The sequence below is a fragment of the Sphingopyxis sp. UBA6723 genome, assembly GCF_002454115.1.
Taxonomy (GTDB): Bacteria; Pseudomonadota; Alphaproteobacteria; order Sphingomonadales; family Sphingomonadaceae; genus Sphingopyxis.
This window is the reverse complement of the sequence record NZ_DKIH01000009.1, coordinates 290,391-308,324: the sequence shown is the minus strand read 5'-3', so window position 1 is coordinate 308,324 and position 17,934 is coordinate 290,391. Positions and strand designations below refer to the sequence as shown.

Here is a 17,934-nt window from a genome sequence, read left to right as displayed (position 1 = left end):
CTCCCAAAGCGGCCTCTCCCCTCATCCTGCCGCAGACTGGACCACCGGATGTGGCAATTTTCTTTGCAACAGGAAATTGTCATGACCGCAAAATACCCGTCCGTCCGCCGCCGCCGCGTGCAGGCATCATCGCTCACTTTATCACTCCTGCTCGTGCTGGGCGCCACGCCCGCCGCGGCGGAGGAAGCACCCGCCGCAACGGCGGTAGAGGGCGTTTCCGCGACCGCCGCCGCGCAAGTCGATGACGATGTCAGCCGCGGCGACATCATCATCGTCACTGCGCGCCGCCGCCAGGAAACCGCGCAGGAAGTGCCGGTCGCGATCTCCGTCATCAGGGGCGATTCGATCGAGGCCACGGGCAATTTCAACGTCGTGAAGTTGCAGCAGCTCGCGCCGACCTTGCAGGTTTACACCACCAATCCGCGCAACACGTCGGTCAACATCCGCGGCATCGGCGTGCCGTACGGCTTGACCAGCGACGGGTTCGAACAGGGCGTTGGGATCTATGTTGACGACGTCTATAATTCGCGCGTCGCCGCCGCGACCTTTGACTTCCTCGACGTCGATCAGGTCGAGGTGCTGCGCGGGCCACAGGGGACGCTCTATGGCAAGAACACCACTGCTGGAGCGATCAATATCACGACCAATCAGCCGACCTTCGATTTCGAAGGGCGCGCCGAGGTCAGCGTCGGCAATCTGAACTATCGACAGGCGAAAGCCGCGGTCTCGGGACCGCTGACCGACAAGATTGCGGCCCGGATCGCCGTCGCGGCGACGAGCAGGCGCGGTACCCTGTTCAACACGCGCACCGACCGCTGGATCAACGAGCAGGATAATCTGGGCCTGCGCGGCCAGCTGCTGTTTCAACCCAATGAGGATCTCAACATCACGCTGGCGGGTGACTATAGCAAGCAGGATCCCGAATGCTGCGGCACCGCCTTCGTACGCGTCGGCACAACACAGCGGGCGCTCAACCGCCAATATGATGCGATTATTGCACGGCTTCAGGCCGCCAATCCCAATTACAATTACATCGTGCCGAGCCGGAACGTCTATGATCGCCTGACCGACATTGATGCCAGCCTAAGCGCCGGCAATAAAATTGGCGGTGCGTCGCTGCGGGTGAAATGGGACATTGGTCCCGGCACTTTGACCTCGATCACCGCATGGCGCTTTTGGGATTGGCTGCCCGAGAACGATCGCGATTTCACCGGCGCTTCGGTCGTTTCTCGGTCGCAGAACCCGTCGCAGCAGGACCAGTACAGCCAGGAGTTCCGCTACAATTACGAAGGTGACACGATCGATTTTGTCGCCGGTCTCTTCGCTTTCCGGCAGCGGATCGATACACAGGGGACCGAGCAGCAAGGCATCGACGCGACGCGTTACAGCCTGGCGCCGTCGACCGATCCGAACAATGTCTACAACCGGCCCGAGGTGCTGAACGGCCTGACCGCGTCCAACACGCAGTTCCTGAAAGCGGATAGCGCCGCTTTCTACGGCCAGCTCAGCTACAAGCTGACCCCCGAACTGACCATCCAGCCGGGCATCCGCATCAACTATGACAAGAAAGAAGGCTTTTATCAGCGCGTGGTGACCACGGGTGCGGGGCAGGTGATTGCCAGTTGCGCGCCGGCGGCGACCGCGGGCAATGCGGTGCTGACCGCACAGTGCGGGGTCTATCAGCCGCAGCTGACCGAGCCGTCGGTCAGCGACTGGAATTTCAGCTATGATCTGAACGTGAACTACAAGCTCGCACCCGACGTGCTGGCCTACGCAACTTATGCCAAGAGCTTCAAGACGGTCGGCATCAACCAGAATGGCTTGCCGCTCGATACCAACAACCAGCCGGTGCTGAGCGCCAGCACCGTGAAGCCGGAATCGGTCAATCATTTCGAAATCGGGCTGAAGACGCAGTTCCTGAACCGGCTAGCGACCTTCAACCTCACCGCGTTCCGCACCGAGATCAAGAATTTCCAGGCGACGGTAAACGGCGGCCAGTTCGGTACCGTGCGCGGCTATCTGGCGAACGCCGAAAAAGTGGTGTCGCAAGGTATCGAGGCGGACTTCAAAATTCGCACCAGCGACCGGTTCACGGCCTATGCGAATGGCGCCTATACCGACGCCAAATATAAATCTTTCACCAACGCGCCGTGCCCGCCAGAACTCTCTGGCGGGACATTCCAACCGGCCAATGTGGCGCCCGATTATTCACAGCCGGGAGTGCCGGGCGCGCTCAGCCCGCGGGAGTGCGACATTTCCGGCTTCGACCTGCCTGGTGTCTCGAAATGGGCGTTTTCCTATGGCGCCGAAACAAACATTCCGGCCACCCTGCTGGCCCAGGATGGCCAGGTCTATCTGGGTATCGACGGCAATTACCGCTCACGCTGGAATTCGAACGCGTCGCCGTCGATCTATACCGATGTGAAAGGTTATGCGCTGACCAATTTCCGCGTCGGGTTCCGCGCCGACGGCTTTGATGTCTTTGGCTGGGTGCGCAACGCCTTCGACGTCAATTATATCGAAACGTTGCAAGTGGCGCCGGGCAATGTCGGGCTGATCGCGGGCCAACCGGGCGACCCGCGGACGTGGGGCGGGACGGTCAAGTTCAATTTCTGATCTGGCCCATTCGCCAGACAGGGAGAAGGGGGCGTTCCGCAAGGAGCGCCCCCTTTATCTGTGAGTTGATATTTAGCGCTGCTGCGGCTTTTCGTTATCCTGATCGGGACGCTGGCCGCCCTGCTGGCGATCCTGACCGCCATCCTGCTGCTGCTGCTGCTTGCGACGCTGTTCTTCCTCGCGCTGCTGCTGCTCATTGGAGTTTTGGTTAGCCACTTTCTCTCTCCATTTCGTCACGCCATTGCGCGGGTGACATCAAGCCAACCCGCTGCTCGGCCAGTATGTTGCGCCGCGCCGTGACCGTTTCGCCGGGGCGTGGCGGCGGCGCGACCAACGTCGTTTGATTGCGGCAACCTGCGCCGCTGTAATCGGTTCGTTCAATGACTGAATTCACCTTATTCGGTTATGTCGATGGACGGGGTCGGCCTATCCTTTCCATCCCAAGGCGAAAGGACGATCCAATCGACTCGCGACCGGCCCCTGTCGACGTGCTAGCGGTGACCATCCGGTCGCCCGCGCGTCATGCGCCAGTCATCGTACCACGCCACCCCAATTCAACGAGAACCCCAAAAGGAGAGACTGTATGAACGACCAGACCCCCATTGATGCCGCGGGTGGTTGCCCGGTTCACCAGCCCGGCGGCGTGCGTTCGCTGCTTGGCCGCACCAACAAGGATTGGTGGCCGGACATGCTGGCGACCGAGGTGCTCACCCCGAACGGCCCGTCGAACCCGATGGGCGACGACTTCGACTATTCGAAGGCGTTTGCTCTGCTCGACTATCAAGCGCTGAAATATGACCTGAAGGCGCTGATGACCGATAGCCAGCCGTGGTGGCCCGCCGACTATGGCCATTATGGTCCCTTCTTCATCCGCATGGCGTGGCACGCCGCAGGCACCTATCGCACCGCCGATGGGCGCGGCGGCGCCAACAGCGGACAGCAGCGTTTCGCGCCGCTCGACAGCTGGCCCGATAACGGCAACCTCGACAAGGCGCGCCGCCTGCTGTGGCCGATCAAGCAGAAATATGGCAACAAGATCAGCTGGGCCGACCTGTTCATCCTGACCGGCAATGTCGCGATCGAAAGCATGGGCGGGCCGGTGTTCGGCTTCGGTGGCGGCCGCGCCGATGTGTTCGAGCCCGAGCGCGATATTTATTGGGGCAGCGAAGACAAGTGGGTGAACGAGGGCGTTCAGACCCGCATCGATCCCGACAAGGGCATGGAGGCGCTCGAAGGTCCGCTCGCCGCGATCCAGATGGGTCTGATCTACGTCAACCCGGAAGGGCCGGGCGGCAATCCCGATCCGCTGCAATCGGCGCGCGACATGCGCGCGACTTTTGAGCGCATGGCGATGAATTCGGAAGAAACCGTCGCGTTGACCGCGGGCGGCCACACGTTCGGCAAGGCGCATGGCAATGGCGACGCTTCGCTGCTCGGCGCGGCGCCATCGGGCGGCGACCTGGCCGCGCAGGGCTTCGGCTGGGTCAGCAGCCACGACAGCGGCGGTATCGGCGAACATGCCGTGACCAGCGGAATCGAAGGATCGTGGGTCAACACCCCGACCGAGTGGAGCGAGAATTATTTCCGCCTGCTGCTCGACTATGACTATGAGCTCGTCCACTCGCCCGCGGGCGCGCAGCAGTGGCAGCCGATCAACCAGAAGCCGGAGGATATGGCCCCGGCGGCGTGGGATCCCAACATCAAGGTTCCGACCATGATGACCACCGCCGACATGGCGCTCAAGATGGATCCGGAGTTCCGCGTGATCAGCGAGAAGTTCCGCAATGACCATGAAGCGTTCAAGGATGCCTTTGCCCGCGCCTGGTTCAAGCTGTGCCACCGCGACATGGGGCCGAAGGTTCGTTACCTTGGTCCCGAAGTTCCCGCCGAAGACCTGATCTGGCAGGATCCGATCCCCGCGGGCACGATGCCGTCGGACGCCGAAGTGGCGGCGGTGAAGGAAAAGATCGCCGCGAGCGGCCTGACCGTCAGCCAGCTGATCAAGACCGCATGGGCCTCCGCCAGCACCTATCGCAAGTCGGACCACCGCGGCGGCGCCAATGGCGCGCGCGTCCGCTTGGCACCGCAAAAGGACTGGGAGGTCAACGAACCGGCGATGCTGGCGAAGGTGATCGAAACCCTTGACGGTCTGCGCGGCAACCTGTCGATCGCCGATGCCATCGTGCTCGGCGGCGTGGTCGGTCTGGAAAAGGCGATCAAGGATGCGGGTTTCAACGTGGCGGTGCCGTTCACCGGCGGCCGCGGCGATGCGACCGCGGAACAGACCGACGCCGAGAGCTTCGACGTGATGGAGCCCGAGGCCGATGCGTTCCGCAACTACCTTGGCAAGAAAAAGCTGGCGATCAAGACCGAGGAAATGATGCTCGACCGTGCGTCGCTGCTCGGCCTGTCGGTGCCCGAAATGACGGTGCTCGTCGGCGGGCTGCGCGTTCTCGGCGCCAATCATGGCGAACGCGGCCACGGCCACTTCACCAAGCGGTCGGGCCAGCTGACCAACGACTTCTTCGTCAACCTGCTCGACATGACCAATGTCTGGAAGGCTGTCGATGGGTCGGACGATCAGGAATATGTCGCCACCGACCGCAAGGGCGGCGGCGAAACCTGGCGCGCGACGCGGGCCGACCTGGTGTTCGGTTCCAATTCGGAGCTGCGTGCGGTCGCCGAGGTTTATGCGCAGTCCGACAATGAAGAAAAGTTCGTCAAGGACTTCGTCAAGGCGTGGACCAAGGTGATGAACGCCGACCGGTTCGACCTCGCCTGATCGGGACCAGCCGATCGGATGACGGGTCGCGACCCGCCCCCGGGGACATGGGCCTGGGGGCGGGTCTTTCTTTTGGCTTAAAGCCTCAAAAGCCCCGCATGGGAGCATTCAAAATGTGTCCTTTGTGGCTTTAAGCGGCGCGGCATCCTCGCGCATCGCGGCCCGCACGACATCCATGTCCGGGCCGCCGGTGACGTCGATCGCCCCGCCGCGCAGGATGCGAACGGTGGTGACGCCATTGAGCGCCCGGTCCATCGCATAGTCAAACTGTCGGATGCGACCCATGGAGAGCGCGCGGTCCCACGCCGCGACGAAACTGCCTGCGCCCGCGCGCTCGCGAAGGCGATAGGCGGAGCGGCGTCCCATACCGACGGCGCGCGATGCCTTGCCCACCGATCCCATCGCTTCGAGCGCGCGGATGAAATTGGCCTGCGTTTCGGGTGTCCAGCCATCGGCGCGGTGGCGCTGTTGAGGGACGGGCGCGAAGGCGAGGCAGGTGTCGGCGAGCAGCGCGGCGGGTGGGGCGGTTTGTTCCATCTGACAGTATGAAGCATGGTGAAATATTGTAGGAAAGCGTTTTTTTTTTGTGGGCTGCGGGCGGATGACGACTTTGGGTTGGAAAGCGGACACGTTGTCCTGCATGGTTCCGGTTCACGAAGCGGGGCAATCACCTTGAAGCGCAACTTCCAGTTCGACGGTTTTTCGGTTGTCCGTTGGGGTAACAGGTTCATCGACCTCCACAACGCTTATGACCTTGAAAGCTTTGGCACTGACCTAACGGGAAGCGAGGTCAAGCTGGGCTTCACCCGCAATGAACATGCACTTGAACCGGACAAGCTGCCGTCTAAGGTTACGCTTTCTTGCACAGGAAATGTGAGGGTCGCTTTCAACAACCTTGGCGAGATATCTACACCTCTGGACGATGAGGGCATAGAGATCGCTTACTTCGATGAGGGATGTGACTGGCTCTCGTTTCTGGACGAGGACATCGCGCGGTCGCAAGAGCCGATGGGCTTGCACGTCAGCTTCATCAATGGCCTCGCCATTCGCATCTTCTGCGACGAGACTACGCTCACTACTCAATGATGCGCTGGCGCCTGCTTTTGGTCGCTTTCCGACATTCGCTCCAAATCGGCGGCGAACGACGAGAATGGCGTGCGAACCGGACGTCCTGTGGTTTCGTCGTCCCGGACTTGATCCGGGATCCATGACGACCGCGCGGCTATGGATCCCGGATCAAGTCCGGGATGACGATCAGGACAAAATCCTCTTTGTCGCGCAGCGATGGGGAGGGGGACCGTTCGCGAAGCGAATGCTGGAGGGGCGGCGATGGTCGCGCCACTTGCCCCTCCGTCAGCGCTTCGCGCTGCCACCTCCCCATGGCTTCGCCACAGGGAGGATGACGTGCGCAACCGGTCGTTAGCCGCCGTGCCAGCGATTGTTCAGTCGGCATCCAGCCCGTAAGCGGTGTGCAGTACGCGCACCGCGAGTTCGGTCTCGTCCTCGTCGATCAGCACGCTGACCTTGATCTCGCTGGTCGAGATGGCCTGGATGTTGATCCCTCTATCCGCCAGCGCGCGGAACATCGTGCTCGCGACCCCCGCATGGCTTTTCATGCCGACCCCGACGACGCTGATCTTCGCTACCTTGTCGTCGCTGATGATGCGGTTGAAGCCGATCTTTTCCTTCGCGGCGTCGAGCAGGTCGATCGAGCGCAGCAAGTCGGTCTGTGGCACCGTGAAGGTCACGTCGGTCTCACCCTTGTCGCGGCCGACGTTCTGGATGATCATGTCGACGTTGATCCCCGCCGCGGCGAGCGGGCCAAAGATGTTGGCGACGCCGCCGGGTCGGTCGGGCACGCGGGTGACGATGACCTTGGCTTCATTCTTGTCGTGGGCGATGCCGGTGATCAGCTGCCGTTCCATCTGATGTTCCTCTATTTCCTCGTCGCTGACGATCATCGTGCCTTTTTTGGGGGCTTCGTCGCCCTCGACAAAGCTGGAGAGCACTTGCACGCGTACGCCCTCTTTCATCGCGAGCCCGACCGAGCGCGTCTGGAGCACCTTGGCGCCGACGCTCGCGAGTTCGAGCATTTCTTCGTATGTGACGTAATCGAGCTTGCGCGCGCGGGCGACGATGCGCGGGTCGGTGGTATAAACCCCGTCGACGTCGGTGTAGATGTCGCAGCGATCGGCCTTCAGCGCCGCGGCGACGGCAACCGCGCTGGTGTCCGATCCGCCGCGGCCGAGGGTCGATACACGGCCGTCGTCCATCAGGCCTTGGAAACCCGGGATCACTGCCACCTCGCCGCGCGCCATCGCGGCGGCGAGCGCGCCGGTGTCGATGTCGGCAATGCGCGCGCGTGCGTGCGCTTCCTCGGTGCGGATCGGGAGCTGCCAGCCCAGCCAACTGCGCGCTGGGGTACCCATCGCCTGCAAGGTGAGCGCGAGCAGGCCCGAGGTCACCTGTTCGCCCGCCGCGACGACAACGTCATATTCGGCGGGATCGTAACGCGGGTTCGCCTCGCGGCAGAAATTGACCAGCCGGTCGGTCTCGCCCGCCATCGCCGACACGACGACCGCGACTTCGTTGCCATTGGCGACTTCGCGCGCGACGAGCTTCGCCACGGTACGAATCCGCTCGGTGCCCGCCATCGACGTGCCCCCGAATTTCATCACGATCCGCGCCATGTCGCCCCGCTTTCAAGAAACTGGTTTCTGCCGCAACATTCGAACAATTCGGCGGCGCTCGGCTGTTAGGCAAGGGGGCGGGCGAAGGCAAGGGGAGCGGGCGCCGCAGTGGATAGAATTTCTTGCATGGGGCGAGGGGGAGTGCCACATCGCGACGCATGAGCAGCGCGACAATCAACCCGAATGAAGCCGCCCATTTCGGCGCGCTCGCCGCCGATTGGTGGGATCCGCATGGGTCGTCGGCGATGCTGCATAAGCTCAATCCGGTGCGGCTGGCCTATATCCGCGCGCAGATTGACGCGCATTGGCATGGCGATACGCGGGCGCGTTATCCGCTGGCGGGGCGGGGCGCGCTCGACGTCGGGTGCGGCGCCGGGCTGCTGGCCGAGCCGCTGGCGCGGATGGGCGCCAAGGTGACGGGGGTCGATGCGGCGCCGGAGAATATTGCGGCGGCGCGGGATCATGCGGCGGGGCAGGGGCTCAATATCCATTATTTCGCCGGGGAGCTCGCCGACCTCCCAATTCCGTTCGTGTCGAACGGGGGAGGGGTTTTCGACCTCGTCACCTCGATGGAGGTGGTCGAGCATGTGACCGATCCTGCGGCATTCATCGCGCAGCTCGCGGCGCGGCTGGCACCGGGCGGGCTGATGATCCTGTCGACGCCGAACCGCACGATACTGTCGAAGCTGCTGCTCGTCGAAGCCGCCGAACGCGTCGGCGCGGTGCCGCGTGGGACGCACGACTGGGACCAGTTTCTGAAGCCCGAGGAGTTGACGAAGTTGCTTGAAGATGCAGGGCTTGAGGTCGTCGACCGTACCGGGCTGTCGCCCTCGCCCGCGAAGGGTTTCAAGCTGGGTGGCAGCGAAGCGCTGAATTATCTGGTCGCGGCACGGTGGCCAGATAGCTAAGAGAAACCGTCGCCCCCGCGAAGGCGGGGGCCGCTGTCGGTTTACGCAGCGGTGCTGAATAAGGCTGCCAACGACCCCCGCCTTCGCGGGGGTTGACGCTTCGGAACGCTCTGCATTCCGTGGCGCGTCAAAAGTCGACATCCTCGTAGTATTTCGGCGGCGTCACGATCTCCATCCGCTCGGCTAGAAGCGGTCGAAAGCTCGGGCGGGATTTCAGGCCCGAATACCATCCTTTCGTTTGCTCATGCCCTGTCCAGTCAATGCCGCCCAGATAATCGGCGACCGAAATATGCGCGGCGGCGGTCAGGTCAGCGAGGCTCATCGTCGCGCCCGCCAGCCAGGTGCGGTGGTCGATCAGATAATCGACATAATCGAGATGGTTGTTCGCCGCCTTCATCGCCTCGCGCAGCGCGCCGCCGTCGGGGGGCTGGCGGTGGACGATGCGTTTCTGCATCCGTTCGAACAGCAGCGGGCCGGTGACCTCATAATAGAAATCATGGTCGAACCAGGCGGTCAGGCGGCGGATTTCGGCGCGGTTCGCCGCCGTGCCGTTGATCATCGCCTTGCCTTCGACGGTTTCCTCGAAATACTCGGCGATTGCCATGCTGTCGATCAGCACCTGGCCGCGCGCCTGATCGACCATGACGGGGGTGCGGCCCGCCGGATTCAAGTCGATGAATTCATCGCGCCGTTCCCACGGCGATTCGCGTACCAAATCATAACCGACGCCTTTTTCGCCCAGCAACAGGCGAACCTTGCGCGAAAAGGGACAGAGCGGGAATTGATAGAGTTGCCACATGGGTCCGGCATAGCGGCAGCGGGGCGCCGCGCGCAACGGCTATGGCGCGCGCGAGCAGGTGAGAATTGTGGATTATGCCTTAGCGGCGCGGTGCGGCGCGTTCGCGTTCCCATTGCGCGGCCATATCGCGCGCCATGTCCTTGAGCACCGGCGCATAAACGGCAAGCGCCGACGCGGCTTGTCCGGCCATGCGCGTCGTCGCACGGACGTCGGCTCCCATCCGGTCGGCGTAGTCGGGATCGCGGCCCGCAACCTCGCCGAGCGTCGCGTCGCGCGGGATATAGGCGGCGTCGGATTCGGGATCGACGCGCGCAATGGCGTCGGCGAGCGGGCCGACCGGCATCTGCATCAGCGCGCCGACGATCGCGGTGATCGTGTCGGCCATGCGGTCCTGCGCCACCGGATCGTTCAGGGTCGCGACGGTGTCGCGCAGTTCGGGGTCGGCGGCGGCCGGGAGCGGCGCGGCGAGCGCGAGCAGGGGGAGGGCGAGCAGGGCGAAACGGGTCATGGCTGTCATCCTTTCAGAGGACGCAAGGTTCGGTAAAGGCGGTGTGCTTAGCGGTGTAACGCTTTCGCTGGGCTGAACGTGCCAACGCATTGCGATGAAGTGCCGTCGGAACGGGATGAGCAATCCTCCCTGTGGCGAAGCCATGGGGAAGGGGACCGCCGCCGCAGGCGGTGGTGGAGGGGCAACACCGGTCGTGCCATGGCCCCCTCCGTTAGCGCTTCGCGCTGCGACCTCCCCATCGCTGCGCGACAGGGAGGATTATTCCGCCGCGACCACCTCAGCTTCGGCATCGCTGAGCGGATGCGCGAGACGGCTGAGCATTTCCTTCGGGCACACCTGCCAGAACTGGTCCTTCCAGCGATCCCAGTCGGCGAGGATTTCGCTCGACCATTTGCTGCCGGTGGCCTTGGCATGATCTTCGACCAGCTCTTTCACCACGCCTTCCCAATGGATGCTGTCGAACCGTTGCCAGACGATCGATTCGGCGTTGGCGTGGCGTTCGAACTGGCCGTCGGTGTCGAGGATGAAGGCCATGCCGCCGGTCATCCCGGCGCCGAAGTTGGAACCGACGGGGCCGAGGATCACGGCAACGCCGCCGGTCATATATTCGCAGCCGTTGGCGCCGCAGCCTTCGACAACGACCCGCGCGCCCGAATTGCGAACCGCGAAGCGCTCGCCCGCCTGGCCCGCCGCGAGCAGGGTGCCCGAGGTCGCACCGTAGAGGACGGTGTTGCCGATGATGCTGTTGTGCTGGCTGACCAGTGGGCTCGACACGGTGGGGCGCACGACGATGCGGCCGCCCGACAGGCCTTTGCCGACATAGTCGTTGGCATCGCCGAACACTTCCAATGTTATGCCGCTACACAGGAAGGCGCCGAGCGACTGGCCCGCGGTACCGCGCAGGCGGATCTGGACATGATTGTCCGCAAGCCCGTTCATGCCGAACTTTGCCGTCACTTCGGCCGACAGCCGGGTGCCGACGGCGCGGTGGGTGTTGCGGACGTTGTAGGTCAACTGCATCCGCTCACCGCGATCGAACAGCGGCTTCGCGTCGTTCAGTATCTGCGCGTCGAGGCTGTCGGGAACCGGATTGCGCAGCAGGCCGTGCGAGCGGCGCTGGTTGTCGGGGGCATCGACCTTCGCAAGGATCGGGTTGAGGTCGAGATCGTCAAGATGTTCGGCGCCGCGGCTGACCTGGCGCAGCAATTCGGTGCGGCCAATCACTTCGTCGAGGCTGCGGCAGCCGAGCTTGGCCAGAATTTCGCGGACTTCCTCGGCGATGAAGGTCATCAGGTTGATGACCTTTTCGGGCGATCCAGTGAATTTCGCGCGCAGTTTCTCGTCCTGCGTGCACACGCCGACCGGGCAGGTGTTGCTGTGGCACTGGCGCACCATGATGCAGCCCATCGCGACCAGGCTGAGCGTCCCGATGCCATATTCCTCCGCGCCCAAAATGGCCGCGACCACGATATCGCGCCCGGTCTTGAGCCCGCCGTCGGTGCGCAGGCGGATGCGGTGGCGTAGGCCGTTGAGCGTCAGCACCTGATTGACTTCGGACAGCCCCATTTCCCACGGTGTGCCGGCATATTTGACGCTGGTCTGCGGCGAGGCGCCGGTGCCGCCGGTGTTGCCTGCGACAAGGATGACGTCGGCGTGTGCCTTGGCGACGCCCGCGGCGACGGTGCCGATGCCCGCCGAACTGACGAGTTTGACGCACACGCGCGCACGCGGGTTGATCTGCTTCAAGTCGTAGATGAGCTGGGCGAGATCCTCGATCGAATAGATATCGTGGTGCGGCGGCGGGCTGATCAGCGTCACCCCTGGCGTCGCATGGCGTAGGCGGGCGATGAACTCGGTGACCTTGAAGCCGGGCAATTGGCCGCCTTCGCCGGGCTTGGCGCCCTGGGCGACCTTGATCTCGATCTCGTCGCAGGCGCCAAGATATTCGGCGGTGACGCCGAAGCGGCCGCTCGCGATCTGCTTGATGTTGCTGTTGGCGTTGTCGCCATTGGCATAGGGCTGATAGCGTTCGCTAGCTTCGCCGCCTTCGCCCGACACGGCCTTGGCGCCAATGCGGTTCATCGCGATCGCCAGCGTCTCATGCGCCTCGGGCGACAGTGCGCCGAGCGACATGCCCGGAGTGACGAAGCGTTTGCGGATTTCGGTGATCGCCTCGACGCTGTCGAGCGCGACGCCTTGCGCCGGATAGTTGAATTCCATCAAGTCGCGCAGATACACCGGCGGCAGGTCGGCCACCCCGCGCGAAAATTGCAGATAGGTCGAGTAACTGTCGGTCGCGACCGCGGTCTGGAGCAGGTGCATCAGCTGCGCCGAATAGGCGTGCGTTTCGCCGCCCGCGCGCTGGCGATAGAAGCCGCCGATGGGCAGGGTGGTGGCGCGCTTGTCGAACGCCGCCTCGTGTTTCTCGGTCGCGTTGATGAACAGCGATTGATAGCCTTCGCCCGAGATTTTGGCGGGCATACCGGGGAACAGGTCGTTGACGAGCGCGCGGCTCAGCCCGACCGCCTCGAAATTATAGCCGCCGCGATAGCTGGAGATCACCGCGATCCCCATTTTGGCGAGGATTTTGAGCAAGCCGTCGTCGATCGCCTTGCGAAACCGCTGGCGGCAATCGTCGAGCGAGAGCTCGCTGCCGAACAATCCGCGCGCGTGGCGATCGGCAATCGCGGCCTCGGACAGATAGGCGTGGACTGTGGTCGCGCCGACCCCGATGAGCACCGCAAAGGCGTGGGTGTCGAGCACCTCGGCCGAGCGCACGTTGATCGAGGCGTAGCTGCGCAGCCCCTTGCGCACGAGATGGGTGTGAACGGCGGCGGCGGCGAGCACCATCGCCATGCCGACCCGATCTTCGCCGATCGCCTGATCGGTCAGGAACAATTCGCTGCGCCCCGCGCGCACCGCATCCTCGGCCTCGCGGCGGACGCGCGCAATCGCCTCGCGCAAGCTCGCGGCGTCGCCGCCGACGGGGAAGGTGCAATCGATGTCGGCAACCGCATCGCCGAAATAGGCGCGCAGCCGATCCCAATCGTCACCCACCAGTACGGGGCTGTCGATTACAAGGACGTGATCGCTCTGGCCGCGTTCGTCGAGGATGTTGGCAAGGTTTGCGAAGCGCGTCTTGAGGCTCATCACATGCCGTTCGCGCAGACTGTCGATCGGCGGGTTGGTGACCTGACTGAAATTCTGGCGGAAAAATTGCGCGACGTGGCGCGGCTTGTCCGAAATGACCGCTAGCGGCGTGTCATCGCCCATCGAACCGACGGCTTCCTTGGCATCCTCGACCATTGGCGACAGGATCAGCTCCATATCCTCCATGGTCAGCCCCGCCGCGACCTGACGGCGCAGCAGTTCGCGACGCTCAAAGGTCGGCAGGCTGGACTTGCCGCCCTTGGGCAGATCCGCCATCGTGCGAAAGCCTTTGACGCGCGAGGCATAATCGGCGGCGCCCGCGATCCGGTCCTTGATCGCGCGATCTTCGTAAAGGACGCCTTCCTCCAGATCGACCGCGATCATCTGGCCGGGGCCAAGGCGGCCCTTCTTGCGGATGCTCGCCTCGGGCAGCAGCACCATGCCGCTTTCCGATCCGACGACGAGCAGGTTGTCGGCGGTCAGCGTGTAGCGCAGCGGACGGAGCGCGTTGCGGTCCATGCCCGCGATCGCCCAGCGGCCGTCGGTCATCGCGAGCGCGGCGGGGCCGTCCCACGGTTCCATGACGCTGGCGAGATAATTATACATCGCCTTGTGCGCGTCGGGCATCTCGGGCTCGTTGACCCACGCCTCGGGGACCAGGATCAGCTTCGCGGTCGGTGCATCGCGCCCGGCGCGGCACAGGGTTTCGAACACTGCATCGAGCGCCGCCGTGTCCGATGCGCCTGCGGGGATCACCGGCTTGATGTCTTCCGAATGCTCCCCGAACGCCAGACTGGCCATCTTGATCTCGTGGCTTTTCATCCAGTTCTTGTTGCCGCGGATCGTGTTGATTTCGCCATTGTGCGCAAGGCAACGGAACGGCTGCGCCAGCCACCATTGCGGGAAGGTGTTGGTCGAATAGCGCTGGTGGAAAATCGCGACGCGGCTTTCGAACAGCTTGCTGGTCAGGTCGGGATAAAAATCCGCCAGGCTCTCGGCGAGGAACAGCCCCTTGTAGATGATCGAACGGCACGACAGGCTGCACACGTAAAAGTCGGCGATCTGCGCCGCGATCACCTTTTTCTCGATCCGGCGGCGGACGAGGTAGAGCTGCTTTTCGAACTCGGCGAGCGATTGTTCGTCGGGCAGCGGCCCGGCGATCATGATCTGCTCGATTTCGGGGCGCGTGCGCTGCGCCTTGTCGCCGATCACCGACACATCGACCGGCACCTGGCGCCAGCCATAGATGGTGAAGCCCGCGTCGATGATTTCGGCCTCGACGATCGTGCGGCAATGTTCCTGCGCCTCCAGATCGGTGCGCGGCAGAAAGATCATGCCGACGGCGAGGCGGTTCGGGCGCACCTTATGTCCTGACGCGGCGATCGCATCGTCGAAGAAGCGCACCGGCAGGTCGACATGGATGCCCGCGCCGTCCCCCGTCTTGCCATCTGCATCGACCGCGCCGCGGTGCCAGACCGCCCGCAAGGCTTCGATCGCCGCCTCGACGACGCGGCGCGACGCCTTGCCGTCGGTCGCCGCGACCATGCCGACGCCGCACGCATCGGATTCCAGGTCGGGGCGATACATGCCGTGCTCGGCAAGCCGGGCGTGTTCGGGGGTGGGATAATGGGTCATCATTGTCGTCCTGACGGTCTATTTTGTTCGTCATCCCGGCCTTCGCCGGGATGACGGATATTCTTAGTCGGGTAGCCTCTTGCGCGCGTTGTTGGCGGCTGTTTCCTGCGCTTCTGCGGCGGCGATGGCGGCATTGCCGGATGCGGTCTCGAGATCCTCGACACGCTTCAGGTCGGCTTCGGACCAGTTGCTGCGGTCATAGGCCGGATCGTCACTGGCATAGTCGGTCGCCGCAGCAGCCGCTTCGGCTGCGGCAGCGGAAGCGTCCGCGGCCGCCTGCTCAGCCGCTCCCATGCCGCTGTCGTCGTAAGTCTCGCCCGAAGCTGCGGCGTCGACCTCAGCCTCGGTCGCGTCCATCGCATCGGTCTTCCACATATCGCGCTGGTCCGTCAGCACCTTCACATCAACCTTCATCAGCTTGGCGAGCGACGCGAGTTCCTTGTCGCTGAAGTCAGACAGCTGCTTTTCCTTCGGCAGCTCCTTCATGTCCTTTTCGATCTGCGGCCCGCGATCCATGAATTTGGTGATCAGCGGCGGCAGCGCCTTCATCACCGACACCATCACTTCGGGATCGGCCTGCAAAGCCATCCACTCATTGGCATAGACGCTGCCGGTCGGCGTCGCGAGAAAGCTGTTGAGATCGGTCAGCTGCGCTGCGCTGAATTTGCGGGCATAGGCTTTCGCCATGCCGGCCCGCATTGGCGCTTCTAGATCGGTCAGCGCTTCGCTGATCAGGGGCTTGATCACGCCGATGATCTGGTCTTCGCGTTCCTGGCGATAGGGATCGAAAATATCGGCGATCTGGGTTTTCGTCGCCGCGTCGAGCGCGCCGACCTTGTCGCTTTCGACCCCGGTCTTGATCGACAGCATCAGGTCCGACTGGCCGCCGATCTCGGCCATGATCGTCCTGAACATCTTGCCATAAAGGGCGTCGATCATCTTTTCCAGACTGCCGGCGGGGATCAGCGTATCCATCGTCCGCTGCGCCAGTGTCAGGCGGACTGGCTCGATCGGCGGCAGGCTGGCGGTGTCGAACATCTTTTCGACCATGGCGATCGCCGCATCCATTTCCTTCTGCATCTTTGCTTTGGATTCGGCGGCATAGGCTTTGCTGTCCAATTCCGCCTGCTCATCGGTCGCGACGACCTCGGCAACGGGCGCTTCCTGCGCCGTGGCGGCCAGCGGCGCCAGCGCGAACGTTCCGGCGAGCAGCATCGTCTTGAAGTTCGACATCATGAATTTCCTTCCCCTGTTGGTCATGCTGCCTTCTTTTCGCTTTTCGCTTTCGCCTTCAACCACTTTGCCATCTGGTCGCTGACATCGCGGCCATCGCGGATGCCCCACACGACCAGGCTGGCGCCGCGGACGATGTCGCCCGCGGCGAACACACCGGGCAGGCTGGTCATCATCGTCTGGTGATCGACGCGCAGCGTGCCCCAGCGCGTGACGCTGAGGTCGGGGGCGCCGAAGAGGTTTGGCAGCTCCTCGGGATCGAAGCCCAGCGCCTTGATCACCATTTCGGCGGGCAGGTCGAAGGTGCGGCCGGGGTCGACCTCAGGACTGCGGCGGCCGCTGGCGTCGGGGGCGCCAAGGCGCATCCCCGCGACCGCGACCTGCTTGACATGCTTGTCGGCGGTGAAGCTTTCGGGGGCGGACAACCACACGAATTCGACGCCTTCTTCCTCGGCGTTCGACACTTCGCGCAGCGATCCCGGCATATTTTCGCGGTCGCGGCGATAGAGGCATTTGACCGACTTGGCGCCCTGGCGCACCGCGGTGCGGACGCAATCCATCGCGGTGTCGCCGCCGCCGATGACGACGACATGCTTGCCCGCGGCGTTGAGGCCGCCGTCGTCGAACGCCGGAACCGCATCGCCGAAGCCCTTGCGATTCGACGCGACGAGATAGTCGAGCGCGGGGACGACGCCTTCTGCTTCATTGCCCGGGACATTGATCTCGCGCGCCTTGTAAACGCCGGTGGCGATCAGCAGCGCGTCATGCCTCTGGCGCAGTTGGTCGAGCGTCGCGTCGCCGCCGACCTCAAAGCCCAGATGGAAGTGGATGCCGCCTTCCGCGAGCCGGTCGATGCGCCGCATCACGACGTCCTTCTCCAGCTTGAAGCCAGGGATGCCGTAGGTGAGCAGCCCGCCCGCGCGGTCGTGGCGGTCGTAAACATGCACCTCATGCCCTGCCACGCGCAGATATTCGGCCGCGGTCAGCCCCGCAGGGCCAGCGCCGATGATGCCGACCGACTGGCCGGTTGCGGCGCCGGGGTGCAACGGTTCGACCCAGCCTTCGGCCCAGGCGGTGTCGGTGATATATTTTTCGACGCTGCCGATGGTGACCGCGCCATGGCCCGAAAATTCGATGACGCAATTGCCTTCGCACAGACGGTCCTGCGGACAGATGCGGCCGCAGATCTCGGGCATCGTGGAAGTAGCGTTGCTCAGCTCATAGGCCTCGCGCAGCCGCCCCTCGGCGGTCAGGCGCAGCCAGTCGGGAATATGGTTGTGGAGCGGGCAATGCACCGAGCAATAGGGGACGCCGCATTGCGAACAGCGCGCGGCCTGTTCATCGGCATCGGGCGCGGCATAGCGCTCGGCGATCTCGCGAAAATCCTGCGCGCGGTCTTCGGCCGAGCGCTTGTCCGGATAATGTTGTTCACGCTCGACAAACTGGAGCATGCGATCGGCAGCCATGCAATTTCCCCTTCGATGCGGGGCAGATGCATGGTCAGACAGCGTCTGTCACGGAAGAATTACCAGTTAGGTAAGTTTAACTGTCCTAAAATTGCACCCGCTCGCCGAACGCGGCGTCGTGCGCGCAATTATCTTTCACATATAATC

The 17,934-nt window shown here is 63.6% G+C and carries 12 protein-coding genes; 4 read left to right on the top strand and 8 right to left on the bottom strand.

Annotated features, from left to right (window positions below):
* Positions 1-81 precede the first annotated feature (81 nt).
* Positions 82-2,616 (top strand): TonB-dependent receptor, encoded by a 2,535-nt coding sequence (locus tag B4F07_RS07530; RefSeq protein WP_293698239.1) that lies wholly within the window; start codon positions 82-84, stop codon positions 2,614-2,616.
* Between the two features lie 72 nt (positions 2,617-2,688).
* Here B4F07_RS07530 and B4F07_RS07525 read toward each other — a convergent pair whose 3' ends face one another.
* Positions 2,689-2,832, bottom strand: a complete 144-nt coding sequence (locus tag B4F07_RS07525) for a hypothetical protein (RefSeq protein WP_293698236.1) — start codon at positions 2,830-2,832, stop codon at positions 2,689-2,691.
* Positions 2,833-3,199: 367 nt separating this feature from the next.
* On the opposite strand from B4F07_RS07525, the gene katG reads away from it, so the two are divergent.
* Positions 3,200-5,398, top strand: a complete 2,199-nt coding sequence (katG, locus tag B4F07_RS07520) for a catalase/peroxidase HPI (RefSeq protein ID WP_293698233.1) — start codon at positions 3,200-3,202, stop codon at positions 5,396-5,398.
* Positions 5,399-5,506: 108 nt separating this feature from the next.
* Here katG and B4F07_RS07515 read toward each other — a convergent pair whose 3' ends face one another.
* Positions 5,507-5,935 (bottom strand): hypothetical protein, encoded by a 429-nt coding sequence (locus tag B4F07_RS07515; RefSeq protein ID WP_293698230.1) that lies wholly within the window; start codon positions 5,933-5,935, stop codon positions 5,507-5,509.
* Between the two features lie 15 nt (positions 5,936-5,950).
* On the opposite strand from B4F07_RS07515, the gene B4F07_RS07510 reads away from it, so the two are divergent.
* Positions 5,951-6,484: a hypothetical protein gene (locus B4F07_RS07510; protein ID WP_293698227.1), complete on the top strand. Its 534-nt coding sequence runs from the start codon at positions 5,951-5,953 to the stop codon at positions 6,482-6,484.
* Positions 6,485-6,840: 356 nt separating this feature from the next.
* Here the strand turns inward: B4F07_RS07510 and B4F07_RS07505 are convergent, their stop codons facing one another.
* The gene (locus B4F07_RS07505) at positions 6,841-8,088 is read right to left on the bottom strand and encodes an aspartate kinase (RefSeq protein WP_293698224.1); all 1,248 of its coding nucleotides are present in this window, start codon (positions 8,086-8,088) and stop codon (positions 6,841-6,843) included.
* Positions 8,089-8,246: 158 nt separating this feature from the next.
* Here B4F07_RS07505 and ubiG point away from each other — a divergent pair, with 158 nt between their 5' ends.
* Positions 8,247-8,996: a bifunctional 2-polyprenyl-6-hydroxyphenol methylase/3-demethylubiquinol 3-O-methyltransferase UbiG gene (ubiG, locus tag B4F07_RS07500; RefSeq protein ID WP_293698222.1), complete on the top strand. Its 750-nt coding sequence runs from the start codon at positions 8,247-8,249 to the stop codon at positions 8,994-8,996.
* A gap of 127 nt (positions 8,997-9,123) precedes the next feature.
* Here ubiG and B4F07_RS07495 read toward each other — a convergent pair whose 3' ends face one another.
* The 5 genes from B4F07_RS07495 to B4F07_RS07475 form a co-directional block, all read right to left on the bottom strand.
* Positions 9,124-9,795: a glutathione S-transferase family protein gene (locus B4F07_RS07495; RefSeq protein ID WP_293698219.1), complete on the bottom strand. Its 672-nt coding sequence runs from the start codon at positions 9,793-9,795 to the stop codon at positions 9,124-9,126.
* A 79-nt stretch (positions 9,796-9,874) separates the two neighbouring features.
* A complete protein-coding gene (locus tag B4F07_RS07490) occupies positions 9,875-10,303 on the bottom strand; it encodes a hypothetical protein (RefSeq protein WP_293698217.1) in 429 nt (142 codons plus the stop codon).
* Between the two features lie 258 nt (positions 10,304-10,561).
* Positions 10,562-15,091: a glutamate synthase large subunit gene (gene gltB, locus B4F07_RS07485; RefSeq protein WP_293698215.1), complete on the bottom strand. Its 4,530-nt coding sequence runs from the start codon at positions 15,089-15,091 to the stop codon at positions 10,562-10,564.
* Positions 15,092-15,151: 60 nt separating this feature from the next.
* Complete coding sequence (locus B4F07_RS07480; protein WP_293698212.1) at positions 15,152-16,348, bottom strand: DUF2059 domain-containing protein; 1,197 nt, start codon at positions 16,346-16,348, stop codon at positions 15,152-15,154.
* On the bottom strand, positions 16,345-17,787 hold the full coding sequence (locus B4F07_RS07475; RefSeq protein WP_293698209.1) for an NAD(P)-dependent oxidoreductase: 1,443 nt from the start codon (positions 17,785-17,787) through the stop codon (positions 16,345-16,347). The genes B4F07_RS07480 and B4F07_RS07475 overlap by 4 nt, the downstream gene beginning before the upstream one ends.
* Positions 17,788-17,934 lie beyond the last annotated feature (147 nt).